General features: G+C 53.6%; 21 protein-coding genes. 18 read left to right on the top strand and 3 right to left on the bottom strand.

Annotated features, from left to right (window positions below):
* Window positions 1-44 precede the first annotated feature (44 nt).
* Entirely contained in the window at window positions 45-1112 is a 1068-nt protein-coding gene (locus FCS96_RS17150) for a hypothetical protein (protein WP_138441598.1), read from the bottom strand.
* Window positions 1113-1390: 278 nt separating this feature from the next.
* Between FCS96_RS17150 and FCS96_RS17145 the strand changes: the two genes are divergently transcribed.
* Window positions 1391-1807, top strand: coding sequence for a helix-turn-helix domain-containing protein (locus FCS96_RS17145; RefSeq protein WP_138441597.1), 417 nt, complete (start codon window positions 1391-1393; stop codon window positions 1805-1807).
* A gap of 15 nt (window positions 1808-1822) precedes the next feature.
* On the opposite strand, the gene galU is transcribed toward FCS96_RS17145, so the two are convergent.
* Window positions 1823-2659, bottom strand: a complete 837-nt coding sequence (gene galU / locus FCS96_RS17140) for a UTP--glucose-1-phosphate uridylyltransferase GalU (protein WP_138441596.1) — start codon at window positions 2657-2659, stop codon at window positions 1823-1825.
* Window positions 2660-3073: 414 nt separating this feature from the next.
* On the opposite strand from galU, the gene FCS96_RS17135 reads away from it, so the two are divergent.
* The 10 genes from FCS96_RS17135 to prpF all read left to right on the top strand — a co-directional run bounded on the left by FCS96_RS17135 (window position 3074) and on the right by prpF (window position 16596).
* Window positions 3074-4138, top strand: a complete 1065-nt coding sequence (locus FCS96_RS17135; protein ID WP_138441595.1) for a ShlB/FhaC/HecB family protein — start codon at window positions 3074-3076, stop codon at window positions 4136-4138.
* 116 nt (window positions 4139-4254) lie between these two features.
* Window positions 4255-5802, top strand: a complete 1548-nt coding sequence (locus FCS96_RS17130) for a glucan biosynthesis protein G (RefSeq protein ID WP_138441594.1) — start codon at window positions 4255-4257, stop codon at window positions 5800-5802.
* A gap of 22 nt (window positions 5803-5824) precedes the next feature.
* Window positions 5825-6127, top strand: coding sequence for a hypothetical protein (locus tag FCS96_RS17125; protein ID WP_138441593.1), 303 nt, complete (start codon window positions 5825-5827; stop codon window positions 6125-6127).
* Window positions 6114-8210: a glucans biosynthesis glucosyltransferase MdoH gene (mdoH, locus tag FCS96_RS17120; protein ID WP_266094462.1), complete on the top strand. Its 2097-nt coding sequence runs from the start codon at window positions 6114-6116 to the stop codon at window positions 8208-8210. The genes FCS96_RS17125 and mdoH overlap by 14 nt, the downstream gene beginning before the upstream one ends.
* A gap of 60 nt (window positions 8211-8270) precedes the next feature.
* Window positions 8271-9857, top strand: coding sequence for a glucan biosynthesis protein (locus FCS96_RS17115; protein WP_138441591.1), 1587 nt, complete (start codon window positions 8271-8273; stop codon window positions 9855-9857).
* Between the two features lie 110 nt (window positions 9858-9967).
* Complete coding sequence (locus FCS96_RS17110) at window positions 9968-10648, top strand: GntR family transcriptional regulator (protein ID WP_138441590.1); 681 nt, start codon at window positions 9968-9970, stop codon at window positions 10646-10648.
* A gap of 28 nt (window positions 10649-10676) precedes the next feature.
* Window positions 10677-11564 carry a methylisocitrate lyase gene (gene prpB, locus FCS96_RS17105; protein ID WP_138441589.1) on the top strand — a complete coding sequence of 296 codons (888 nt, stop codon included), beginning with the start codon at window positions 10677-10679 and terminating at the stop codon, window positions 11562-11564.
* A gap of 45 nt (window positions 11565-11609) precedes the next feature.
* Window positions 11610-12740: a bifunctional 2-methylcitrate synthase/citrate synthase gene (gene prpC / locus FCS96_RS17100; protein ID WP_138441588.1), complete on the top strand. Its 1131-nt coding sequence runs from the start codon at window positions 11610-11612 to the stop codon at window positions 12738-12740.
* Between the two features lie 83 nt (window positions 12741-12823).
* A complete protein-coding gene (gene acnD, locus FCS96_RS17095) occupies window positions 12824-15421 on the top strand; it encodes a Fe/S-dependent 2-methylisocitrate dehydratase AcnD (RefSeq protein WP_138441587.1) in 2598 nt (865 codons plus the stop codon).
* Window positions 15418-16596 carry a 2-methylaconitate cis-trans isomerase PrpF gene (prpF, locus tag FCS96_RS17090; protein ID WP_138441586.1) on the top strand — a complete coding sequence of 393 codons (1179 nt, stop codon included), beginning with the start codon at window positions 15418-15420 and terminating at the stop codon, window positions 16594-16596. The genes acnD and prpF overlap by 4 nt, the downstream gene beginning before the upstream one ends.
* A 73-nt stretch (window positions 16597-16669) precedes the next feature.
* Here prpF and FCS96_RS17085 read toward each other — a convergent pair whose 3' ends face one another.
* Window positions 16670-17410 carry a THxN family PEP-CTERM protein gene (locus FCS96_RS17085; protein WP_138441585.1) on the bottom strand — a complete coding sequence of 247 codons (741 nt, stop codon included), beginning with the start codon at window positions 17408-17410 and terminating at the stop codon, window positions 16670-16672.
* A 295-nt stretch (window positions 17411-17705) separates the two neighbouring features.
* Between FCS96_RS17085 and prpD the strand changes: the two genes are divergently transcribed.
* The 7 genes from prpD to FCS96_RS17050 all read left to right on the top strand — a co-directional run bounded on the left by prpD (window position 17706) and on the right by FCS96_RS17050 (window position 26198).
* Window positions 17706-19190 carry a 2-methylcitrate dehydratase gene (prpD, locus tag FCS96_RS17080; RefSeq protein WP_138441584.1) on the top strand — a complete coding sequence of 495 codons (1485 nt, stop codon included), beginning with the start codon at window positions 17706-17708 and terminating at the stop codon, window positions 19188-19190.
* Between the two features lie 185 nt (window positions 19191-19375).
* Window positions 19376-20131, top strand: coding sequence for a PEP-CTERM sorting domain-containing protein (locus tag FCS96_RS20250; RefSeq protein WP_228264148.1), 756 nt, complete (start codon window positions 19376-19378; stop codon window positions 20129-20131).
* 201 nt (window positions 20132-20332) lie between these two features.
* Window positions 20333-21745: a TIGR03013 family XrtA/PEP-CTERM system glycosyltransferase gene (locus tag FCS96_RS17070; protein WP_138441583.1), complete on the top strand. Its 1413-nt coding sequence runs from the start codon at window positions 20333-20335 to the stop codon at window positions 21743-21745.
* Window positions 21746-21747: 2 nt separating this feature from the next.
* On the top strand, window positions 21748-22452 hold the full coding sequence (locus tag FCS96_RS17065) for an XrtA/PEP-CTERM system exopolysaccharide export protein (protein WP_228264147.1): 705 nt from the start codon (window positions 21748-21750) through the stop codon (window positions 22450-22452).
* 41 nt (window positions 22453-22493) lie between these two features.
* Window positions 22494-24014 (top strand): XrtA system polysaccharide chain length determinant, encoded by a 1521-nt coding sequence (locus FCS96_RS17060; RefSeq protein ID WP_138441582.1) that lies wholly within the window; start codon window positions 22494-22496, stop codon window positions 24012-24014.
* On the top strand, window positions 24014-24919 hold the full coding sequence (locus FCS96_RS17055) for a P-loop NTPase family protein (RefSeq protein WP_228264146.1): 906 nt from the start codon (window positions 24014-24016) through the stop codon (window positions 24917-24919). The genes FCS96_RS17060 and FCS96_RS17055 overlap by 1 nt, the downstream gene beginning before the upstream one ends.
* Window positions 24912-26198 (top strand): surface lipoprotein assembly modifier, encoded by a 1287-nt coding sequence (locus tag FCS96_RS17050; RefSeq protein ID WP_138441581.1) that lies wholly within the window; start codon window positions 24912-24914, stop codon window positions 26196-26198. The genes FCS96_RS17055 and FCS96_RS17050 overlap by 8 nt, the downstream gene beginning before the upstream one ends.
* Window positions 26199-26220: the final 22 nt, after the last annotated feature.

Here is a 26220-nt window from a genome sequence, read left to right as displayed (position 1 = left end):
TCCATCCCGACATCTGTCGGTATAGGGCCAGCCCGGCCCTGTTGTCAGAACTTGTCGGCAAGCTGCTGGAGCAGTGCCGCCCGTTGTTCTGATTCGGGATCACTGGCCGGAGTGTCTCGCAGACGGTCGAGATCCGGTGGTGAAAATGAAAAACCTTGCTCCGGTCCGAACCCGTAATGGGTTCGGTTTCCGGGTTTCTCGGGTAATTTCCTGATCTGTAGATGGCTCAAAGTAAGAGTCCCCTGCAACTTAAGACCCGCCAAGACCGTGCCGTGGGCTTTGAGATCAATGGTATCGCTACCCGTAGTGAGGCGCTGCTCTGCCTGCAACAGGGCAATCGGGCGCCGGCCAGCGTAGAGCTGTGCCGATAAGGCATAGTGGCCGGATTGAACCGCCGAAAAGCGAACAGGGATAACCAGGTTGTTGTTGGTTAGATAGGTGTCCGACAGGCCCTCGAAATCACCCAGGTGAGGTTCAATGGTCAGTGTGGACACATTCCTCACCGGTTTTCCGTCAATGTTTGCTTCGACAATCAGTCGGTATTCCGCGGGCTCTTCGTCCCCGTCCAGGCTGCCTTGGTAGAAACCTGCGTCGTCGGACATGGCCAGCGTGGTGGTGGCGACGGAATCCCTCGTGGGCGTCTTCTCAAGGGTTGCCTTGAGGTTGTCCCTGACGACCTGGGGGCCGCTGACTGAGGCGCCAATGAGAATCGGCTCACCTTTGGTAAAGCGGTACTTTTCCAGCGTGACGGTGAACTGACCACTATTACCTAGAGGGAGGGTTACTGGTTCGAAGTGATTGCCGCGATAGCCGTTTGCCTGGGCCTGGGTCAGCGGTGTAGACCACGGCGGGTATCGGGTATTTTGGCTGTATTGATCCGCGACAGAAACCAGCATGAAGCCGAGAGCGCTATCGCCGGGTGGTTGTGGGGCGAGGCGGCTGGCTACCGTTGGCTGGCTTGCTGTGATTTGCGGGCGAATGTCACTGCTTGTCTCAGAGAACCCGCCGCTCAACCACCGAAAGGTCGCGGTATTGTCGGCTGACAGAAAATAGCCGGTGGCAACCACGCAGGTAGCCACAGTGGTCAACAAAACCAGCACCTTGCCTGGCATTTGTCTTTACCTTTATTGTTGTCATTGGTTGGTTGATAAACATACAGGCTTTGGTTCCGGGACGGCAAAGCCTGAAGCCTGGAATGTAACGGTATGTGTCCAGGCTGAGAGGTTGATCACAAAATCAGGAGCCTGGGTGAGGACTGATAGGTCATTGGCGCTGGCGCCTGGAGTGAATGAGTTAGCTGCACATTGTGCGTGGTATCGTATGTGCGCTAAATTTCAGAGCTGTTCGGGACACGGGGTGTTCCGGTGATTAGGGTAGAGGCCATCAAACTATGCGGTACCTGCAAACGTTCAATCGTCGGTTGCGTCAGATTAGGGACGATGGCCGCCTCTCACGGTGGGATGTGGCCCAGATGTGTGGAGTTGATGAGGCAAGTGTTACGAGTTGGGAGGCAGCAGACCCGAGGCGCCGTAGCTTTCCCGGTGTTACCGAGTTGCTGGATTTCTGCCTGAAGACAGAGACGCCCCTGGAAAATTTGCTTGATCTGGATGAGCCAGGAAGTGACGGTCAATTGGAATTGCCAGGCCTGGCTTTCAGTAACAGCGATGATCTGACCGCGGCGTTGAAGGAGCTGGAGTTTGAAATTAACCGTATTCAGCTCACAGACGACGAGGCCGAGCTGCTGCGCCGGTTCCGCATTGCCACAGCAGAAAACCGACGCATGATCCTTCAGATTCTAGGCGGATAGAGCTCGCCTGATGAGTCAGCCGCCCTTCTTGTAGATGTTCTCATAGACGTAGTTGGTGGCTTCGACAAAGCCATCAATGCTGCCGCAATCGAACCGACGACCCTTGAACTGGTAGGCCAGTACGCAGCCGTTTTTGGCCTGTTCCATCAGTGCGTCGGTAATCTGCACTTCGCCATTCTTGCCCGCCGGCGTCCGCTCAATGATGTCAAAAATGTCCGGTGTCAGAATGTACCGGCCGATGATGGCAAGGTTGCTGGGCGCATCTTCTGGTGCCGGCTTTTCAACCATGTCGGTGATGCGATAGAGACCATCTTTCATCGACTCGCCTGCTATCACGCCGTATTTGTGGGTCTCATCTTCTGGAACTTCTTCAATCGCAACAATAGAACACCGGAACTGGTTATACAGCTTAACCATCTGCGCCAGCACACCGTCATCGCCGTCCGGACCCATACAAAAATCATCCGCCAGCACCACGGCGAAGGGGTTGTCACCAACCAGGTTTCGGCCAGTCAGAATGGCATGGCCCAGGCCCTTCATCTCGTTTTGCCGGGTAAAGGCAAAGGTATTGTTGTCAATCAGGTCACGGATTGACGCCAGCAGATCTTCCTTGCCAGACCCTGCAATCTGGTGTTCCAGCTCATAGCTGATGTCGAAATGATCTTCGATGGCGCGTTTGCCTCGGCCTGTTACGAATCCGAATTCGTGGATACCGGCCTCGGCGGCCTCTTCAACGCCGTACTGAACCAGGGGTTTATTGACCACTGGCAGTATTTCTTTGGGCATGGCCTTAGTGGCGGGAAGGAATCGTGTGCCGTAGCCGGCAACAGGGAACAGGCATTTTTTGATCATTACTTAAGTCCTTAGTCGAGCAGGTTATCGGCCCCGGAAGCTATGTTCTGGTCGCTCCGATCAAGGCAATCCATTAGGTGTACCGAGTTTAAACAAGTTCCGGCGGGAAATGGAGCGCTGCTGGGCGAATCGCAACGAAAAGTAATTTGCAGGCCATCTGCTTACATAATAGATACATTTAGACATGACTTTCAAACATCGATATAAGCTACGGTTTACTATGACATTAAATTTGTAAGGAATGGCAAGAAAGGATGGCCTTTCCGGCGGTCGAACAGATAGAGTACGGCATTCTAATTACCGCCAATTTACCTCTTTTCTGAAAGGTGGCCAGTGCGTCCTGTTTGTTTTAGCGCCCTGCTGTTGTGTGTCCTCCCGGGTTGGGTGTCTGCTTCAGCCTCTCAGGTCATTCCGATGCTGAATTTCAGTGCAGGCAACGTTCTGGAATCTCTGACGCGCTATGTGGCGTCCAGGGTTCGTTTTTCAGGGCAGACAGAGGCCAACGGAGATCAGGTAAGAGGCAGCCTGGGCCTAGTGGGCAGTGACTTTGTCTGGGCACAGCACCGCTTTGGCATCAACTATCAGGATTCAACAGGCTGGCGTAACGGTGAGGACTCGAACGAACTGGCGCTTAACTATGGCATTGCCTTGTCGGATATCGCCCTCGGGTTTCATTATGAGACAAGCGATTACTCAGGGGTTTCTGTAAGTTCTGGGAACCGATTCGATTCAGATCGTTCTCAGCGAGCGTTTAAGCTGACCGGAGCTAGCCCCTGGTTCTCCTGGGGCGGCCTGAATGTTAGCGGAGTGATATCCCATTCAGTTGAGGAGAAGACGGTCTCGGAAGGCCAGGGCTGGGAGGAAGACTCACTTCATCAGTTGTCGAAGTTCGGAATCGAAGCCCGCAAAGAGCGTCGGTTCTCATCGGGTTTGACATCCTCTGCCAGCATTGCGGCTTTCGGTGGCGTGGATTTCCAGGAAGTAGATCGTACCGGTGGTGGAGGAGAAAGCCGGGATCGGTTCCAGAAGGTAGCCTTGTCGGCATCTCTCAGCCAGGAAGCCTACGATTGGACATTCGGGCTGGGCGGGCGGTACCAGCTAGCCGGGAAGGATTTACCAGAGTCGGAGTGGCAATCTATTGCGGGCTCGTCGCTGGCGGTCGGGTACAACGGCAAGAGTCGACAAGCTCCAGAAGGCGGTTGGCTCAAATTGCACGCCGGAACTCCGAAATTCCAACTGCCGCTTTTCACAGCCGTTCGCTCCTCGGTAACCATGTCGGTATTGCGCGGCTGGACTCCGAATCTGGATTTTTCCGATGAGCGGTCCGGAAATGCCAGTGTGGGTGAGCTCTCTCTCAGACTGGCGTCCCGTGATTTCAGTGCTGCCATGAGCGTTGGTAAGATTCTTGAGGCATCAGACGGTATGATTGAGGTGCCCACCCGTCCAGATTTATCCCTGTCTTTTTCTGTAGGACTGTAGCAATTACCGAGCCTTTACGAAGATGTCACTTGTGACTCTTTGCGCTTATCGTTTTTCATATCAGGTGCTTGGCCATAAGGATGGGCACCTGAATATTCGCGCAAGGAGTTCAATTGATGATCGATTCGAGTTCGAGAAAGTGGCGGCCGGTTTTTCCGTTGGTCTGTTTAATGCTGATGCCAAGCGTAGTACGCGCATTCACATTTAATGAAGTTGTTGATCAGGCCCGGACTTTGTCTACCTCCGAATACACGGCTCCCGAACCGGCACCCCAGTTTCTCCGCGACCTGAGCTATTCCAGATACCAGTCAATTCAGTTTCGGCCAGAATCCAGCATCTGGCGCAACTCAGGTTCTCCGTTTCAGATCATGATGGTGCAGCCTGGAAGCGTTTATTCACATGCTGTGGAATTGAATGTAGTGGATGGCAAGGGTGTGAGGGCAGTCCCGTTCCGTAAGAGTGACTTTAGCTACCCGGATGAAGAACTTGGAAAAAGGGTCCCTGCCGATCTTGGGTACGCGGGATTCAAGCTGACGTACCCATTGGAAAACCCTGAATCCTCCAATCAGTTTCTGGTGTTTGGCGGGGCCAGCTATTTCCGTGGCGTTGGGAAAGGGCAGGTGTTCGGGCTGTCTGGAAGGGCCGTGACCGTGAATACCGGGTTGCCTTCAGGAGAGGAATTTCCGTCGTTCACCAAGTTCTGGCTGGTTCGTCCCGCCAATGATGCAGAAAAGATGGTGATCTTCGGCTTGTTGGACGGCCCATCCCTGACCGGCGCATATCGATTCACCGTGTCGCCCGGTAAAAACACTGTCATTGACGTTGATGCGCGGCTGTTTTATCGCAATGACGTCGAACAACCGGGCCTGGCACCGCTGACGTCCATGTTCTACTACGGCGAAAATTCCTTGAAACCACGGGGCCAGTGGCGTCCGGAAGTTCACGATTCCGATGGTCTTGTGATTCACGACCAGGCTACCGGCGAATGGTTATGGCGCCCGCTGGTCAATCCGGAAAAACTCCGGTTGAGCTATCACACTGTCGAACGCCTCGCGGGCTTCGGGCTGATGCAGAGAGACCAGCAGTTCAATTCTTATGAAGACAACGAAGCCCGTTACGAAAACCGACCAAGTGGCTGGGTGGAACCTAAGGGTGACTGGGGTAGTGGTCAGGTTGCGTTGGTTGAAATTCCCAGCAAGTCCGAAGCGAATGACAACATTGTCGCGTTCTGGACACCTGACGAACCTGCCCTTGCGGGGGATGCCGATAAGCTCAGCTACAGACTACATTTCGGACAGCCAGGAATCAGCCAGCAACCCGCGGGGCACGCAACAGCAACATTTATCGGGGGTAGTGAAGGTGCAGATGCGACCGAAAACGCCTTTCGATTTGTCATCGATTTTGAAGACGGACCTCTCGATCCTCTTGGCGCCGATGCAGCGGTCATCAGCAATGTCTCCGGAGGTGAAGGCGTAGAAGTGCTTGAGCATTTCGTGCAGTACGTGGAGGCAAAAGATGTTTGGCGGTTGTCAGTTCTGGCCCGTCCGGATCGGAGTAAGGGCCTCTCACTCAGGGGATTCCTGAGTCTGGATGGTGAGCCGCTTACGGAGACGTGGACTTATGAGCTCGGAGTGGGCAGCGCGCTTCGCCAGCAGCCGGAATGAATGGGTAGAGGGAGGATGCCAAATGGATGACATGGCGTTTCAGGACATTTTCAATCGGCTCTACGGTTATCTGATGGAGTCCGGTGTGGCAATGACCAGTAACCGTTTTCGGCAGTTGTTGCAATTGATCGATGACGCCATTGCGTCTGCGTCACAGGAGGAAGGCGGCACAATGAACGCTGTTCTGGATGCAGCCATGGACCGTATGCAGGTCTATTTTCCGGAACCTCAGATCGCCGTGGCCGAAGTCTCTCCAGCCCTGATGCGGGGTAGTATTGGTTATGCGCGGGCGCCGGCAGCGGGGGAACGACGTGGCTCCCGTTGAAACCACACGTTGGCGCCGTGTGGCGATGGTAAGGCGAACCCTGATGGCGCTGCTGGTGTTCGGACAAACCGCTGTGGCCAGCTATTATCTGCTGTGGATCTTGCCCTATCATGGCAATACCACTCTTGAGCAAGGGCTTCTGTTTCTCTTTGCCGTTCTGTATGCCTGGATTGCTGTCGGCTTCTGGACAGCGGTATGGGGCTTTGTCATTCGACTCGCCGGAGGCGATCGATATTCCTGTCTTAAGCGTCATTCCGATGCCGAACTGGACGCCACCCCGCTTCAAAAAACCGCCGTTATACTGCCTATCTACCATGAGCCGGTCCGCTGGACTCTGGATGGTCTCAAGGCTGTCTACCGGGATATCGAGGATCAGGGTGAGCTGGACAACTTCGAGTTCTACATTCTCTCGGATAGTCGGAATCCGGATATCTGGCTAGAGGAGCAAGTGGCCTGGAACAATATGATCCGGGAATTGGGCGCCGAGGGACGAATTTTTTACCGGCGCAGGCCAGTCAATCTGAATTTCAAGAGCGGTAATGTGGCGGACTTTCTGCGCCGTTGGGGGCGTCGTCACAAATATATGATCGTATTGGACGCCGACAGCCTGCTTAGTGGGCGTACCTTGGTTCGCATGGTCAGGATGATGGAACGTGAACCCCGTGTTGGCATCCTGCAAACCAACCCCAACGTTATTAACGGGCAGTCCCTGTTCGCGCGTATCCAGCAATTTGCAAACCGATTCTACTCACCATTATTTGCAACTGGCCTGGCCGCCATCCAGATGGGCGATGCGGCTTTCTGGGGCCACAATGCCATTCTGCGTATTGAGCCTTTCATGAAGCACTGTGGATTGCGAAAGCTCCCGGGACGTGGCCTGTTTGGCGGCCCGATCATGAGCCATGATTTTGTTGAAGCCGCCTATATGGGGCGCGCCGGTTATGAGGTCTGGTTGGAGCCGAACCTTGGCGAAAGTTATGAAGAATCGCCTCCAACCCTGGGAGACGAATTGTCCAGAGACAATCGATGGGCCAAAGGTAACCTCCAGCATCTGTGGATCATGTTGCGAGAGCCGGGGATTCGGTTTGCCCACCGCATGGCATTCCTGAATGGCATTATGGCTTATCTCGCGTCACCGCTGTGGCTGGCGTTCCTGATACTGACCAGCATTGAAGCGGCTCAAATGACGCTGGCGCCGATCGACTATTTTCCTGAAGGTTATCAGGGGCTGTTTCCGCTTTGGCCGGAATGGCGCCCCGAATGGGCACTGGGGTTGGCCCTGAGCACCCTCATGCTGCTGTTCCTGCCCAAATTCCTGGCGATCTTCGATTCGATGATTCATCGAACGGCGAAGTCTTTTGGTGGGCTGCCCCGCCTGCTGCTCAGCGTATTCGTCGAGATTGTTGTCTCGATTCTGCTGGCACCGATACGGATGCTGGCCCATAGCCGGTTTGTCGTTGCGGCATTGCTCAACCTGTCGCTGAAGTGGGCCGGTCAGAACCGCACCGACGAAATGACCTGGTCGGATGGCCTGAAAACCCAGTTGCCTGCGATGGCAGTGGGAGCGAGCTGGGCTGGGTTTGCCTGGACCCTTGATCCTTTGTTTTTCTTTTGGTCATTACCTGTGGCTGTGCCGTTAATATTTTCCGCACCGACGTCGGTATTGCTCAGTCGTCAGGCCCTTGGAATTGGGCTGCTTAACAAGGGGATACTGCTGATTCCAGAGGAGCAGCGTCCAATGCCGTTGCTCACTCGTGCCCGTTGTTATCGATCGGAGGAGAAGCCTGAGGCTGTTCTGACGCCTTTCCAGCAGGCGGTCCTGATTCCGGGAATAAACCAGATCCACCAGGCTTTGGGAAGGGATACCTCCAATGCGGTTCGGGAGGCCAGGCTCCGTCGGATCAGTGACCGTTGCATAGAACAGGGCCCTGGTGCGCTCACCGACTCGGAGGTGGCGCAGATAGCCCGCGATAAGACGACGTTGAAGGAGCTTCATCGTATGGCCTGGAGAGCGCCAAAAGACAGTTACTGGGGGCAGAGTATTCAGTCCCTGAGCAGCACGGCAGCGAACCGGAAAGCATAGATAAAGGTGTTGGGAATCCGTTGCGAACGTTTCAGGATTAAACATGGGGAGATTAGAGTAATGAATCGACGACTATTGTTGCAGCTTTTTGTGGCGGGCGTCGGAGCTCAAGCACTTCCGGGAGGGCTGCTGTACGCCGCTGGAAAAGGGGGGAATGCCGGCAGAGGTGAAAGTACACCATTCAGTTACGAATGGCTTAAGGGGCATGCCAGGCATCTTGCAGGGCAGACTTATCGATCTCAAAAAGGAGAATTGCCGGAATCCCTGAAGGATCTGTCCTGGGACGACTACCAGGCTATCCGGTTCAGGCCCGAGCATGCCCTGTGGAGCGATTCCCCTCTGCCGTTCCAAATCCAGCTCTTCCATCTGGGGCTGTATTTCCAAACCCCCGTGCAAATCCATGAAGTCGTTGACGGTCAAGCCGCTGAGCTGGCCTACGATCCGGACTATTTCGAGTATGACGGCGAGCAGCCGTTGGGAGATCTGCCCTCCGACCTGGGTTTTGCCGGTTTCCGGCTGCATCACCAGAGTAACTTCCAATACGATCTTGCCGCGTTTCTCGGAGCAAGCTACTTCAGGGCAGTGGGCAAGGAAAAACAATATGGCATGTCCGCGAGAGGGCTGGCGATTGATACGGCCAGCCCAGACGAAGAGGAGTTCCCACGCTTTTCCGCCTACTGGCTGGAAAAGCCAAAGCCGGGCGCCCGCTCACTAAGAATGTGGGCCTTGTTGGAGTCACCGAGTGTGACAGGAGCTTATGCCTTTGTGTTGGACCCAGGTGCCAATTTTGTCATGGACGTCGATATTGCTTTGTACCCGCGGAAACAGCTGGATCGGGTAGGTATCGCGCCTTTGACCAGTATGTATCAGGTTGGAGAAAACGATCGGCGTATGGGCTACGACTGGCGGCCGGAAATCCATGATTCGGATGGCCTTTCGATGCATACCGGTCATGGTGAGTGGATCTGGCGGCCATTGGTCAATCCAAGGGAGTTGAGGTACAACAGTTTTGTTGACAAAAGTCCCAAAGGATTCGGGTTGCTTCAGCGAGACAGGGATTTTGATCACTATCAGGATGATGGTGTGTTTTACGAGCGCCGTCCAAGTCTTTGGGTGGAGCCACGGAACGATTGGGGGGCAGGGCGCATTGACTTGGTTGAGATCCCGACCGTTGACGAAACATTCGATAATATCGTGGCTTTTTGGAATCCAGAGGAAGCTCTGAAGCCAGGCCAGGAGTACCTGTTCGGTTATCGTCTGAATTGGGGGGCCGAGTTGCCATTCGTTGAGGCCGAGCTGGCGACCGTAAGTGCAACCCGGACCGGGCTCGGTGGTGTCGTCGGTCAGAAACGCGAGTATTTCTCCCGCCGGTTTGCCATCGATTTCGCTGGCGGGATGCTTAGCATGCTCGCGGACGATTCCGGAGTTAAGCCTGAAATAACGGTAAGCCGTGGTTCGGTTGAGATCGCGTCTGCCCGCCCCCTGGCATCTATTCAAGGGTATCGGGTGATGTTCGATCTTGTACCTGATGACTCCCTTGAGCCGATCAATATCTCAGTGGTGCTCAAGGTTGGCCAAGAAGTGCTGACAGAAACCTGGGTATATCAGTACTCCCCACCTCCGATGGACGAGCGCAAGCTGTATTGACTATTGAGCCGGGCTGTTAACAATCCCCCTTGTTTCAACTGCTGCTTTGTTGACAATAATCGATTTCAGGAGTAGTTTTCTAAAAATTACTTCGATTTTGTTGACAAAGCATGAGAGAAAACCACCTTCCTGTATACACTAGAGCTGACGAAGCGTTCGATTGTCTGCAAACGGCAATTGTAAAAGGTGAACTCGCGCCTGGCGAAAAAATAGGCGAACTAGAGCTTTGCACCCGCTTCAATCTTACTCGTGGGCCGCTGCGGGAGGCGATCGGTCGCCTGGAGTCCCGTGGCTTACTGGTTCGAAGGCCACACGCCGGTGTCAAAGTGGTGGCGGTCAGCGCTGCCGAACTCATGGAGCTCTATCTAATCCGGGAAACCATGGAAGGGTTGGCTGCGCGTCAGGCTGCCGAACGGATGACCGACAGCGAAATTGCTGATCTGCAGGCCACCCTGGATGCCCACGAACAAATGATCGACGAAGCCCAGGGACAGGCCTACTATCAAGCCGAAGGGGATTACGATTTCCATCACCGGATCGCCACCGGTAGCCGCAATACCAAACTGGCCCAGATGCTACTGGGCGATCTGTATTACATGGTGCGGATGTACCGTTACCGGTTAAGCACCTCAGCCGGGCGCCCCCATCGTGCGCTCGGGGAACACCGCCGTATCGTCGAAGCCATCGCCCAGCGCGACGGTGAACTCGCCGAATTTCTGATGAAGAGACACATCAACGCTGCTCGCCGAAATATTGAAAAACAGATTCAAGATGGCGTGTTAACTATCTGAACCAATTTGAACCAAGAGGGAACGCTCTATGTCCAGCAAGCTATCTCCCGGTGCACGTTTCCGGAAAGCCCTGAACGAAAACAAGCCGCTCCAGATTGTTGGAACCGTCAATGCCTACTCTGCAATGATGGCCCAGAAAGTTGGGCATCAAGCCATCTACCTGTCGGGTGGCGGCGTGGCAAACGCCTCTTATGGGTTGCCTGATCTTGGTATGACCAGCATGAACGACGTTGTTGAGGATGTTCGCCGGATTACTGCAGCCAGTGACCTGCCGCTGTTGGTGGATATCGACACCGGCTGGGGTGGTGCATTCAATATCGGCCGCACCATTCGGGAAATGGAACGTGCCGGTGCTGCTGCTGTCCATATCGAGGACCAGGTTGCCCAGAAGCGCTGTGGACACCGGCCCAACAAGGAAATTGTCTCCCAGGAAGAGATGGCTGATCGCATAAAAGCGGCCGTAGACGCCCGCGAAAATGATGACTTCTTTATCATGGCCCGTACCGATGCCTTCCAGAAAGAAGGCCTGAATGCTGCTATTGAGCGTGCCAAGGCCTGTATTGAGGCCGGGGCAGACGGAATCTTTGCCGAAGCGGTTACCGAACTCGAGCACTACAAAGCGTTTTCAGAGGCGTTGGACGTGCCGATTCTGGCCAATATCACCGAGTTTGGCGCCACACCTCTATACAACCGCAAAGAACTGGGCGATGCAGGCGCTGACATGGTGCTGTATCCGCTGAGTGCTTTCCGTGCCATGAACAAGGCGGCCCTGACGGTTTACCAGAACATTCTGGAGAAGGGTGATCAGAAAGACGTTGTTGACCTCATGCAGACACGGATGGAACTCTACGATTTCCTGAACTACCACGAGTTTGAACAGAAGCTGGATCAGCTCTTCCAGCAACAAAAAAACTAAATTGATACGTGACTGATGATCATCCTGAGATGAGGGAGAGGAACAATGGCTGAAGCGAAGAAACTCGAAGGCGCTGGTCTGCGCGGACAGGTCGCCGGTCAAACGGCTTTGTGTACTGTCGGCCAATCCGGAGCGGGCCTGACGTATCGAGGTTATGAAATCGCCGATCTGGCCGAAAAGGCGCAGTTTGAAGAGATCGCTTACCTGCTTTTGCGAGGTAAGCTGCCGAACCGTCAGGAGCTTGATGCCTACAAGCAGAAGCTGCATAGCCTGCGTGGCTTGCCGGATGCGCTGAAGACGGTACTCGAGCAAATCCCGAAAGACGCCCATCCCATGGACGTCATGCGCACCGGTTGCTCCATGCTGGGCAACCTGGAAACCGAGGCGGACTTCTCTGAGCAGGATGACAAGATCGACCGCATGCTGGCGGTCTTTCCATCCATCATCACCTATTGGTACCGCTTTGCCCATGAGGGTGTGCGGATCGAAACCGACAGTGATGTGGATTCTATCGGCGGCCACTTCCTGGAGCTGCTGCACGGCAAGAAGCCCAGTGAGCTGCATGAGAAGGTGATGAACGTGTCTCTGATTCTGTACGCAGAGCACGAATTTAACGCCTCCACCTTCAATGCGCGGGTTTGTGCGTCCACCCTCTCGGACATCCACAGCTGCGTGACCGGTGCCATCGGTACCCTGCGTGGGCCCCTTCACGGCGGTGCTAACGAAGCGGCCATGGCGCTGATTCAGAAGTTCCAGACAGCGGATGAGGCAGAAGAAGGCCTGATGGGTATGCTGGCCCGGAAAGACAAGATCATGGGCTTCGGCCACGCCATCTACAAGGAATCCGATCCGCGAAATGCCATTATCAAGCAATGGTCCAAGAAGCTGGCGGATGAAGTGGGCGATACCGTGCTTTACCCAGTGTCAGTCCGTTGTGAAGAAGTGATGTGGCGCGAGAAGAGACTGTTCTGCAACGCCGATTTCTTCCACGCGTCGGCTTACCACTTCATGGGTATTCCCACCGAGCTGTTCACGCCTATTTTTGTGATGTCTCGGGTGTCGGGTTGGACCGCACACGTGAAAGAGCAGCGGGAAAACAACCGCATCATCCGCCCCAGTGCCGAGTACACCGGCCCGGCGGACTCGAAGTGGGTGCCTATCGACGAGCGTCCATAAGACTGGCGAGGCGCTCTCCAGCGAGTTCAGGAGAGCGCCGGTTCCCGCCCACACCTTCGATTTTCTGATATGAGTTTCTGGCCATGAATACTGACTACCGCAAACCGCTTCCGGGCACCGACCTGGATTATTTCGATACCCGCCAGGCTGTTGAGGACATCCAGCCGGGCGCCTACGAAAAGCTTCCTTACACCTCGCGGATTCTTGCAGAGCAGCTGGTGCGCCGTTGCGAACCAGAGATGCTGACCGATTCCCTGAAACAGCTGATCGAGCGCAAGCGGGATCTGGACTTCCCTTGGTATCCGGCCCGTGTGGTTTGTCACGACATTCTTGGTCAGACGGCCCTGGTTGACCTGGCTGGGCTCAGGGACGCAATTGCGGAGAAGGGCGGCGACCCGGCCAAGGTTAATCCGGTCGTGCCAACGCAATTGATCGTCGACCACTCTCTGGCAGTTGAGCACGCAGGCTTCGAGAAAGACGCGTTTGAAAAGAACCGGGCAGTAGAAGACCGTCGCAATGACGACCGGTTCCACTTCATCAACTGGACCAAGACCGCGTTCGAAAACGTGGACGTGATTCCACCGGGCAACGGCATCATGCACCAGATCAATCTGGAGAAGATGTCTCCGGTGGTGCAATCACGCGGCGGTGTTGCGTTTCCGGATACCTGTGTGGGTACCGATAGCCACACTCCAATGGTCGACGCATTGGGCGTCATTTCCGTAGGCGTTGGGGGCCTGGAAGCTGAGAGCGTTATGCTCGGCCGTGCGTCCATGATGCGGCTTCCGGACATTGTGGGTGTTGCGCTGACGGGCAAGCTGCGCCCGGGCATTACCAGCACCGACATGGTTCTGGCCCTGACTGAATTCCTGCGTAAGGAGCGGGTGGTCGGTGCCTACCTTGAGTTCTTTGGCGAGGGCGCCGACAGCCTGACGGTTGGCGATCGCGCGACCATCTCGAACATGACGCCGGAATATGGTGCAACCGCCGCCATGTTCTACATCGATGGCCAGACCATTGATTACCTGAAACTGACTGGCCGCGAAGATGATCAGGTTGCGCTGGTCGAGAATTATGCCAAGCACACGGGCCTCTGGTCCGAGAGCCTGAAGGCCGCCGAATACGAGCGGATTCTGACCTTTGACCTCTCCAAAGTTGAGCGCACCCTGGCCGGGCCTTCCAACCCCCACGCCCATCTGCCCACCTCCGAGCTGGCCAAGCGGGGCATTGCCGGTGAATGGGAACAGGAAGAGGGCAAAATGCCGGATGGTGCGGTCATCATTGCCGCCATCACCAGCTGCACTAACACCTCGAACCCGAGAAACATGGTGGCCGCCGGCCTGATCGCCCGTAACGCGAACAAGCTGGGTCTGACCCGAAAGCCCTGGGTGAAGTCCTCGCTGGCACCGGGCTCCAAAACGGTCAAGATGTACCTGGAAGAAGCCGAGCTGTTGCCTGAGCTGGAGAATCTTGGCTTTGGCGTTGTCGCCTTTGCCTGTACTACCTGCAACGGCATGAGTGGTGCGCTGGATCCGAAGATTCAGCAGGAAATCGTTGATCGTGATCTCTACTCAACGGCTGTGCTGTCCGGCAACCGTAACTTCGACGGCCGTATCCACCCCTACGCCAAGCAGGCGTTCCTGGCTTCGCCGCCACTGGTTGTCGCGTATGCGATCGCCGGCACCATCCGCTTCGATATTGAAAAGGATGCCCTGGGTTACGATCAGGAAGGTAACGCGGTCACTCTGAAAGACATCTGGCCCAGCGATGAAGAGATCGATGCCATCGTGAAATCTAGTGTTAAGCCGGAACAGTTCCGCAGCACCTACATTCCGATGTTCGACATTACCCGTGATGCTAACGCCAACACCAATCCGAACTACGAGTGGCGTCCGCAGAGCACGTACATCCGCCGCCCGCCTTATTGGGAAGGCGGACTGGCCGGTGAAAAGGCGCTCAAGGGAATGCGGCCGCTGGCGATTCTGCCGGATAACATCACCACCGACCACCTGTCACCGTCCAACGCCATTCTGATGAACAGTGCGGCCGGTGAATACCTGCACAAAATGGGCGTTCCGGAGGAGGATTTCAACTCCTACGCAACCCACCGGGGGGACCACCTCACGGCACAGCGCGCTACCTTTGCCAACCCGAAGCTGTTCAATGAAATGGTTCGGGATGAAAATGGCAATGTGAAGCAAGGCTCGCTGACGCGAGTTGAGCCCGAAGGCAAAGTGACACGCATGTGGGAAGCAATCGAAACCTACATGGAGCGTAAACAGCCGTTGATCATCATTGCCGGTGCGGACTATGGTCAGGGCTCCTCCCGTGACTGGGCGGCCAAAGGCGTCGCCCTGGCGGGCGTTGAAGCCATTGTTGCGGAAGGGTTTGAGCGAATCCACCGCACCAACCTGGTGGGTATGGGCGTTATGCCACTCCAGTTTGAAGAAGGCACGACCCGTCAGACCCTGGCGCTTGATGGCACCGAGACTTACGACGTGGAAGGTGCTGCCGCGCCGAGAGCAGAGATGACGCTGGTTATTCATCGCAAGAACGGCAGCACCGAGCATGTTCCGGTGATCTGTCGCCTGGATACCGCCGAGGAACTCTCCATCTATACCGCAGGCGGGGTTTTGCAGCGGTTTGCCCAGGACTTCCTGGAGGCGGAGGGTGCCGCATGAGCCATCCAGCGCAGGTAAGAGTTCCCGCCACGTACATGCGTGGCGGTACCAGCAAGGGCGTGTTCTTCCGGCTTCAGGATCTTCCTGAGGCAGCTCGTGTTCCGGGTGAAGCCCGGGACAAGCTGCTGCTACGAGTTATCGGCAGTCCGGATCCGTATCAGAAACAGACCGACGGGATGGGCGGTGCAACCTCGAGCACCAGTAAAACCGTGATCCTGGCCGAGCCGACCCAGCCGGACCACGATGTCGACTACCTGTTCGGGCAGGTATCGATCGATAAGCCGTTTGTGGACTGGAGTGGCAATTGCGGCAATTTGACCGCTGCCGTCGGTGCCTTTGCCATCAATGGCGGCTTCGTGTCCCAGGACCGGATTCCTGAGAATGGCTTTTGCACGGTTCGAATCTGGCAGGCGAACATTCGAAAAACCATTGTTGCCCAGATACCGATTACCAACGGTGAAGTCCAGGAAACCGGTGATTTTGAGCTGGACGGGGTGACATTCCCCGCCGCCGAGGTCCAGGTGGAATTCATGGACCCGGCTGATGGCGACGGGGCCATGTTCCCCACGGGTAACGTGGTCGATGATTTGGAGGTTCCGGGTGTCGGAACTCTGCGCGCCACCATGATCAATGCCGGTATCCCCACCATCTTCGTCAACGCTGAAGATATTGGCTACACCGGTACCGAATTGCAGGATGCGATCAACAGCGATCCCAAGGCCCTGGCGATGTTCGAGACCATTCGCTCCCATGGTGCGGTCAAGATGGGCCTGATTGGTCATGTGGACGAGGCGGCCAGCCGGCAACACACCCCGAAAGTGGCGTTTGTGGCAGCGCCGGTAAACTATGTGGCGTCCAGCGGTAAGCAGATTAACGCCGATGACATCGATGTACTGGTGCGGGCGTTGTCCATGGGCAAGCTTCACCACGCCATGATGGGAACCGCTGCGGTTGCGATTGCGACGGCGTCGGCAGTACCGGGTACGCTGGTGAATCTGGTCGCCGGCGGGGGTGATCGCACCGATGTCACCTTTGGTCACCCATCGGGCACCTTGCGTGTGGGGGCAGAGGCAAGCCAAGTGAATGGTCAGTGGACGGCGACCAAGGCAATCATGAGCCGCAGTGCCCGAATCCTGATGGAGGGTTGGGTGAGAGTGCCAAGAGATTCCTTTTAGACGTTGAACGCTGAAACGAAAAAGGCTGGTCTCCAGACCAGCCTTTTTGTAATTAACCTCCTAGCCTTGCGCATCAGCAGCATTTGCGTAATCTGCGTCGAGCACCAAATCCCAGCAGAGCCAGTCCGAACAGCGCCAGCGTGGAGGGCTCTGTAACCTGGAAGGTTCGCGTCTTAATAAGGCCTCCAAGAAAAGCTTCATTCTCTCGTTTCTCCTTGGTCCAAAACTCGGTTGCTAACTCGCGATTGTAAAAAAAGCCCGATATATCGAGATAGTAGGCCATGTTTCCGACAACGAACTCTTCGGAAGCTCCCTCATTTCGGCTGAATGTTACCCGGTCGGCGCACCCAAAATAATTCAGACCAACGCCGTTAGCGGCGCCATTGGCACATATCTCTCCTATTGGATGATTGCGAGTTTCCCAGTGTTCAAAATCGAACACAGAATCGATTGTCTTTGACACCCCATTGATCAGAAGTGTGGTTGAAACGCGCAAAGAAGCCGTTTGCAGACTTGCGCCAGTAATTGGGTAATTGAAATGCAGAAACTTGCCCAAAGCAAACATGGTGTTCTCTTCAATCTCGAAACTCGGCGGTGCGTACCCCTCAAAGTGATAGCCACTTTGCCCGTTGCGATAGGTTGGCACTCCCCATTTAATGGTATCGGTGCCGATACCGGAAACGCTGGGGGATCCCGGGGTAGCAGCGGTCCAGATCCCGCTAACGTCCGTGGTGTGTATCGCTACTGAAGAGGCGGGCATCGCGAAAAAAAGTGTCGAAATCAAAACTGTCATCGAAACGATTATTTTTTTCATGATTTGGCTTCCCAGTTCTCAGGTTAAACATCAATACCACTGGCTCTCCAGTTGAATAAGAGCGCTTGAGCTTCGGATATCTATATCGAGCAAGGAACCCGCCAGATTTATAAAACTATTTTAAATCAGCATCTTATGAGGTTATGGTGGGGTTTGGGGGCGACTGGCCTCTATTTGCTGTAAAGAATTTAGACACTAGTTAACCGATCAATAGGCGTGGGTCCGAGTGTGCAGGTGGTTTGACTGTATAGGCTAAGCTTTAAAGCTAGATAAACCGAATCAGGGAGCCGCTACCATGTCACAAACCTTTGATCTCAACGAGCGACCGGATTACGACGAGGTTCTGCAGAAAATCGCGGACTATGTGCTCACCTACCAGATTGACAGCGAAGAAGCGTGGAATACCGCACGCTACTGCCTGATGGACACGATTGGTTGCGGCCTACTTGCGCTGCGTTTTCCGGAGTGCACCAAACACCTTGGTCCGATAGTTGAAGGAACGATTGTCCCCCATGGAGCCAGGGTACCTGGAACTTCATTCCGTCTTGATCCGGTGAAGGCGGCTTGGGATATCGGCTGCGTAATTCGTTGGCTGGACTTCAACGACACTTGGCTTGCAGCTGAGTGGGGCCATCCTTCCGACAACCTCGGTGCGATACTCGCGGTTGCTGATCATCTCTCCCAAAAGAGGATTTCTGAGGGCAAAGCGCCCCTCACAACGCGAACCGTTTTGGAAGCCATGATTATGGCCCATGAAATTCAGGGTGTATTGGCATTGGAGAATTCGTTTAATCGTGTGGGGCTGGATCATGTGGTGCTGGTAAAGGTTGCATCCACTGCCGTGGTTGCGAAGCTTTTTGGTGCCAGTCGTGAGCAGCTTCTTTCGGCCCTTTCGCACGCCTGGGTTGATGGGCAAGCCCTGAGAACCTACCGGCACGCGCCCAATGCTGGATCCAGAAAATCCTGGGCCGCTGGGGATGCGGCTTCCCGAGCAGTGCGTTTGGCTGATATCGCCATGCGGGGTGAGATGGGCATACCTGGAGCTCTCACCGCCCCTCAATGGGGGTTTTACGATGTGTTGTTCAGCAAAACCAATAGGGACCAAAAATTGAAGCCTGACGCTCAGAGAAAATTTTCGATTCCGCAGGAGTTTGGTTCTTATGTAATGGAAAATGTCTTGTTCAAGATTTCGTTCCCGGCGGAGTTCCACGCCCAGACGGCAGCTGAAGCAGCGGTGTTGCTGCATCCTGAGGTCCGGGATCGACTGCAAGATATAGACAAAATTGTTATTACTACCCACGAGTCCGCGATACGCATCATTTCCAAGGTCGGGAAACTTGCCAATGAGGCCGATCGGGATCACTGCCTGCAGTACATGACTGCGGTGCCACTAATCTTTGGCCAGTTGACTGCGGAACACTATGAGAATGACTTCCACGAGGGGCATCCGGTCATTGACGAGCTCCGAAACAAAATGGAGGTGGTTGAGGACGAACGCTTCACTCGAGAGTACCTCGAGGCTGACAAACGTTCGATTGCCAACGCAATCCAGGTGTTTTTCAAGGATGGAAGCCACACCAAGCAAGTGACCGTGGAGTATCCGCTGGGTCACCGGCGGCGCCGTGAGCAGGGGATTCCTCTATTGAAGGAAAAGTTCAGACACAGCCTTGAAACAACGTTTCCATCGCAAAGATGTGATCGCATTTTTGATGTATTTCAAGACCAAAAGAAGTTGGAATGTTTGCAAGTAAACGAACTGCTTGAGCTTCTAAAAATGTAATCAGGTTTTGGATCTTCGGCATTTAATTAAGGATTACTTTTCATCAGAAGCGTCGAGAAATTTTACATGCGTTGCCAAGTTAATATATAGGCAATTGAAAAGTATATAAAAAAATAATTGGCCTCGTACTTGCTTCCTTTTATCTGTCCACTCAACAAATAACAGGGCAAAGCAAGGGAGCTCAAATGAAAAATGCTATCGCAGCGCAGTTCGCAGGGATTGCACTAATATCAGCCCTATCAGTCGCCACAGCTAATGCGGCCTTGATTAATGTATCTGTCAGTGGGCCTGGAAAGGCGGCAGCAGAGGCAGCCGAAGCCCAGTTCTTCTCTTATTTAACAGCTTCAGCAACTGAAACATTCGAGGGATTTACTGCAGCCTCCGACTCAACCGGTCAGTCCCCTGTTATCAATACATCTGTTGGCAGCTTTGAACAGCTGGTGGCAGGTGACAATGGCAGCGCTGCCTGTAACGACGACGGGTTCAGTTGTACCGCTGGCCTTGCGGTGCTTAATGCGGCCACCAGTCCTTTCGGGGGACGTTTCCCCATGCCCGACGAAACAGGTAATAAGAACTGGCTTGATAGCATGGACTCCAGGGAAATGAAGTTCTCCATTGCGGGGATGTACAAAGCGGTTGGCTTCTACATTACAGATCCCAATGATGTCGGCGGTATTTTCGATATTATTCTTGAGGACCAATCAGCCGTAACGTACAACCTGAACGACATTTTCACAGGTGCTCAGCCTAATGGAGCGGCCTACTATTTAGGCTTCATTAGCGACGTAGCGATTGCGAGCCTGGCATTCCGTTCAAACCACGATAATGATGGTTTTGGTATTGATAACGTGACCATTGGCAAGGTGCCCGAACCTGGGACACTGGCTTTGATGGGATTGGGCTTGATGGGTATCGGCTTCTTACGCCGCCGCGCCCAATGATATGAATGTGACCTGAGTGTCACCTCCATAAAAACCCCTGTTTTAGGGGTTTTTTTCTGTCAGAAAACTTTACACCTATGTGAGCGCTAGGCCAACCAGTGACCGATTGAGGTTTGCAGCTTTTGGATTACACTTCCAAAAGAGTAGGAATTCCGATGCAAGACGCTTGACGGATTAGTATCAACGGCACAAGGAGTCGACGTGGCCCACGTCAGATTGTTCAGGCACTACATTCACTTACCTTTCATCATCCTGGGTCTGATTGACTTCCTCGTACTGGTACTTGCGTTCAGTCTTACGGTTTTTTTTCATTTTTTTGGAGACGTATCTTTCTTCGCTCAGAACATCGGATATGTGCTGCCTGCGGCGATTGTATTTGGCTTTTTCAACCTTCTGGTAATGATTGCACTGGCAGTCCACCAGTCTCGAATTGAAGAAGGCATGACGGGCATGATGTTACGCACCATCATGTCGCTGATCATAAGCCTGCCATTATCCGGCCTGTCCTATTTAATCGCACCCAAATGGTTGTGGTACCTGGGTACGAGTGATGTGCTGACCACAGCATCGGTGTTCGGGTTCTTCCTATTGGGCATTGCCAGAACTCTGTTCTTTGCGATGGTTGGCAAGGAAACCTTTAAAAGGAGAGTACTTGTTCTAGGCGCGGGCTCCCGTGCCCGGCAGTTACTTGAGGATTTGCAATCTCCTCTCAGCCGGAAGGGATTTACGTTACAGGGTTTCGTGCCGATTCCAGACGAGCCCGTGGAAATAGAAGCAGAGCACCTCGTGCAGCCGCCTTATTCGCTTCGCCAGTATGCCTTGAAACACCGGATTAATGAGATTGTGGTTGCGGCTGATGATCGTCGAAAGCACCTGCCAATGGATGATTTGCTGGAATGTAAGATGGAAGGTGTCCGCATTGTGGAGGGCGCCAATTTCTACGAAAGCGAATCCCGTAAAGTGGCTCTTGAAATGATCAGTCATGGTTGGCTTGTTTTTTCAGATGGTTTCACTGTGTCGACAGTGTCTGGCTTTGGTAAGCGCGCACTGGATGTGTTGGCATCTGGTTTATTGCTAATTGTTGGGTTGCCCCTGATGCTTCTCACCGCAATCGCTATCAAAATTGAGGATGGTCTCAGTGCTCCGATTTTTTATAGCCAAGAACGCGTGGGCCTGAATGGGAAGCTATTCAAAGTGCACAAGTTCCGTTCCATGCGCGCAGATGCAGAAAAACACGGCGCGGTGTGGGCCCAAAAAAACGATAGCCGCGTTACACACGTCGGGGAGTTTATCCGTAAAGTGCGAATTGATGAGCTCCCTCAGATTTTCAATGTTCTCAACGGCACGATGGCCTTCGTTGGTCCGAGGCCTGAACGCCCGGTATTCGTAGATGACCTGGCAAAAAAAATCCCCTACTACAATGAACGCCATAGGGTGAAGCCGGGAATAACTGGATGGGCGCAGCTGTGTTTCGCCTACGCTGACAGCGAAGAAGATACTCGCGAAAAACTTCGCTATGACTTGTATTACATCAAAAATCAAAGCCTGCTTCTGGATTTGTTGATTATAATTCAAACAGTGGAAGTCGTTTTGTTCAAGAAAGGATCAAGGTAGTTTTGGGATCCAGCCATCCCGAAACATGGAACTCAGCAGGGATTAAAAAAGAGAGTATTAAAATGTCACGGACGCATTTCCCTATAGGACTGATAATTTTCGCAATGGTGGCAGCCGTGCTCACCGGATGCGCTACACCAACCTCTTCGTCTCCGGAAAAAATTCAACGCGCGTTGGCGATAGACGTCCGGGACAGCGTTGATCAGTACATCCTCGGTGCAACTGATGTGGTTCGCGTCTCTGTATGGCGCAATCAGGATATAAGTATTTCGGTTCCAGTTCGCCCTGATGGAAAGATTTCTGTGCCCCTTGTTGGCGATGTGAGGGCCAGCGGGAGAACGCCTGAGCAGTTGGCAACTGCTATCCGAGACTCACTTTCTCAGTACATACGTGAGCCACAGGTAAGCGTGGTGGTTACTTCCATGGGTAGTCATGAGTTTACTGACCGGGTTCGAGTTACCGGCGCGGTTCGTCAACCGGTATCGATTCCGCACAGGAGTGGTATGACCGTGTTGGATATGTTCCTGAGTGCGGGTGGAGCAAACGAATTTGCTGCACTGAACAACACGATGCTGTACCGGAAATTCGAGGGTGAAGTTGTAGCCATTCCAATCATGCTGGACGACATATTGAACAAAGGGCGAATCCGGACGAACTACCCGATGCGGCCGGGCGATATTCTGTCAGTACCTGAACGCAATTTTTAACAAATATTATTGGTCGAGAATGATGCCAGCCAGGTGAGATTATGGCTTTACCCCTTTCGCATTTGCCGAATGAAATTCTTCGAGAGCTCCGGGATCGAAAATGGGCTGCTTTTCTCATGTTTGTGTTAGTGAGCTTTGCGGTTCTGGGTGCGGGTTTTTTCTTTCCCTACAAGTATAAATCTGAAGTCGTCATTTTCGTGGATGATCGCAACATCATTGGCCCACTCATGGAAGGGCGTGCCGTGACTACAAAGATCAATGATCGGGCATCCGCTGCAAAGGAACTCCTCATGACACGGAATGTTATTGAGAAGATTGCTAGGGACCCCTCAGTGTTCCCGAATGCTTCAATGGCCTCAGCAAGCGTAGAGCAACGTATAGCCCGTATTCGTGGCGGTATGTTCGTTCAACCTCGGGGCGATAGCTATTTCAGTGTTGGATTCTCTGGCCCCTCGCAGGTGGAGTCGTTTCACGTTGCTCAACGTCTGGGGCAGCTCTTCATCGCTGAGTCAAACCAAAGAAAAAGAACAGAAAGCCAAAGTGCTTATGATTTCATCGATAAGCAGGTTAAAAATTATGAAGTTCAACTCACTGAAGTAGAAAACAGTCTCAGGCAGTTTCTTTCAGAAAACACCGATGGCACTGAGGCTGAGGCCAATGCTCGCCTGGCGCAGCTCCGAAACCAGCTGGAGTTGGCAAAACTTGAAAAAGAAGAACTGGTAGCCCGCGTTGGTTCGCTGCAGACTCAACTGTCGGGTGTCAGTCAGACCGTCATGCGGGGTAAAACGGAAGACGGTTACCGTGAGAGGATCAGAGCTCTCGAAGAGCGCCTTGACAGCCTGCGACTTCAATATCATGACACATATCCAGATATCGTCATCCTAAGGGAGCAGATTGCTGAACTTCGAAAACAGCGTGAACAGAATTCTGGACAGCGTGAGGATTCTAACGCTCTGCTTGAACGAGAGGGCGCCGTGAATCCTGTTTTTCAGGAGCTAAGCGCAGCTTTGTCGGAAGCCCGTGCCAATGTCGCTACTGCCAACACGCGCATATCGTCCCTGGAGCGTTTGATTCAGCAACAAAATACTAGAATGGAGCGTATTCAGGAAAACAAAGCGCAATATCTGGAGCTGACTCGTGACATGGAGGTAAACCGCGAGATTTACGACGATCTACTTAAACGTCGAGAAAAGGCCAGGGTCTCGATGCATCTGGACATTGAGGGGCAAGGGCTTAACTACCGAATCAATGAATCCGCTCAATTCCCCAATCAGCCAACCGGACCCCAGTTTTCAAACTTTGCGGCTGCCGGGCTCTTTCTCGGCTTGTTAGCGCCGTTGGGGACGATCGCTGGATATCTGCAAATTGATCCAAGAATCCGTGCGAAAAAGCAGTTGGAAGAAGATATCGGTCTACCGGTGTTGGTGGAAATTCCTTTTGTTCGAACGCCCTTCGAAAAACGACGAGACAGGAAGGTAACGGTACTCATCAGTATTTTCGCAGTGCTTGCCATTTTAGCGTATTTAACTGCGGTTGTTGCTGCCCAATTTGGAGTCATTTGATGTCGGACTGGAAGGACGACCATGTTGGAGAAAGTGCGCCTGAATTAAAGCGCAAGCGACAAGGCGGGCGTAATGAACGCAATTCCGACGTTGAGGAGCATGAGTTCTTCGGACGTCGGAAGGAAAAACTCAAAAAAGAACTCGGCCATATAGAATCGGATGACTCTCAATTGCTGGTGCCAAGTTCCCTGGAGCTTGGCACCGGTGCAGTCGACAAGTACCTCATCAGTAAGCAAATCGTGCGCATGCAGGAGCCCCGCAGGCTTATGCCCGATGATCTTGATGAGCGTCGAATTATCTACCCGGAATCACCCAATAGAAGTCTGGTTAACAAATTCAGGGACCTCCGAACAAAGTTGCTGGAGCTCTCTGGGGGTAACAATTTTACTCTGGTGGTTAGCGGTGCTTCTGACGCAGCAGGCTCCTCCTTTGTTGCACTCAACCTTGCAGCCGCTTTTTCATTTGACCAGGCAAAAACGGCTTTGGTCATTGACTGCAATCTGCGGGACCCTTCCTTGCATAGCCGACTTGACGTACTGCCGGAGTCGGGCCTGACAGACTACCTGGAAGACGCGGACTATGACATCGGGAGGATTCTCTATCCGACGGGAATCCCCAGGTTGAGGTTGATCCCTGCGGGGAGCCGCCGGGAGACCCCGGCCGAGTTCTTTACATCATTTCGTATGAAGCAATTTCTGCAGGCAGTACGAAGACGATATCCGGATCGCTTTGTCGTCCTCGATACGGCACCGATCTCAGGAAGCCCGGATGCACGTATTCTCACTGAGCTTTGTGATTTCGGAATGCTGGTTGTGCCCCATGGAAAAATAACACCCGCAGCGGTGGAGCAGGCGGCAACAGCTTTTGATCCAGATAAGTTTGTTGGAGCAGTCATCAATGGCTAAGGCAACGGGAGAAGGGATACTCCGCACCACAAGCCTGACCATTTTTGCTTTCGCGCTTGCTTTTGCGCCCGTAGTGGGCGCAGCCCAGCTAGAGGTGATCGGTGGCCAGTCTATCCGGCATAGCGACAACGCCAGAAAAGCGGCAACCAATGAGAGCAGCGATCAGGAGAGCCGGACCTATGTGACGGCAACTTACGTTTCCGGACCTGGCCGATGCAATGCCAGCTTTGGAGGCACATTGGGCTATTCCACCTGGCTCGACGATGCCTACCGTAGTGAAACCGACGCCAATTTGGATCTCGAAAGCCAGTGCGAGCTGGCATCAGGCCTTTTTTGGAACCTCAACAATAATCTCCGTGAAGTCAGCCAGGACACCACTCAAACTCAGACTCCAGAAAACAGAACAAGAAAGAACCTGTTCAGCACTGGCCCCCGCTATATCTTGCGTCTGGGTAGTGCGAACTCGATCGCCTTTGATACTAAATACGAGAATACCGAATTCAGCGAACCCGATGAGATCGACAGCGAACGATACATTGGCTCCATTGCCTGGACCCGCCTGATCACCCAGACACTGAGCGGCGGTATTTCGGCCATTGCCAGTCGCACCGAGCTCGATTCTGGTGCCGATATCGACGTAGAAACCGTGAAGGCAACGTTTAACAAGGCTTGGCCAACCACCGTTGTATCAGGTGCCTTCGGGGTCAGCGAAATTGAGACCAACTTTGGCAGCAACTCCGAAACCAACGATGGAATTGTTGGTGAATTGGAACTGACACGGGCCATCAATCCGAGTACCAACTGGTATCTCAAGGCCGCAAGGGAACTGACAGACAGAACTTCCAGCTTTGATCTTCGGTTTGACGAATTTGAGTTCAACCTAAATGAGAGCATAAGCGTTGAAACAACGGCATTGTCGACCGGGATTGATAAGGTGTTTTCCGACCGAAGCAGCCTGAACGCAAGGCTTTTCGTGAACCGGACAGACCTGTTGGAGACTGACGAACTTGAAGAATCGGCTGGCCTGGATCTGCGCTATTCCAGGCCATTGAGCGAGGTGTTGAAGGCCTATACAGGAATTGGCTATCGGTACTCGAAGTACGAGCAGGATGACTCGGACGACGAGAGGACTAACCTTGAACTGGGTTTGGATTACCTGATGAGTCGCAAGCTCAAAGTGTATGGGCAGGTGGGGCACGAGCAGAAGGACAGTGATGTCCCGAGTCGGGAGTTCAGGGAAACATGGGTACAACTGGGCATCGAGTACCGATTCCGTTAACTGCTGCATGGTTGGGTGCTAG

Source organism: Marinobacter alexandrii (assembly GCF_005871205.1).
Classification (GTDB): Bacteria; Pseudomonadota; Gammaproteobacteria; order Pseudomonadales; family Oleiphilaceae; genus Marinobacter; species Marinobacter alexandrii.
The sequence above is the reverse complement of the archived record's forward strand: the minus strand, read 5'-3'. Positions and strand labels throughout refer to the sequence as shown.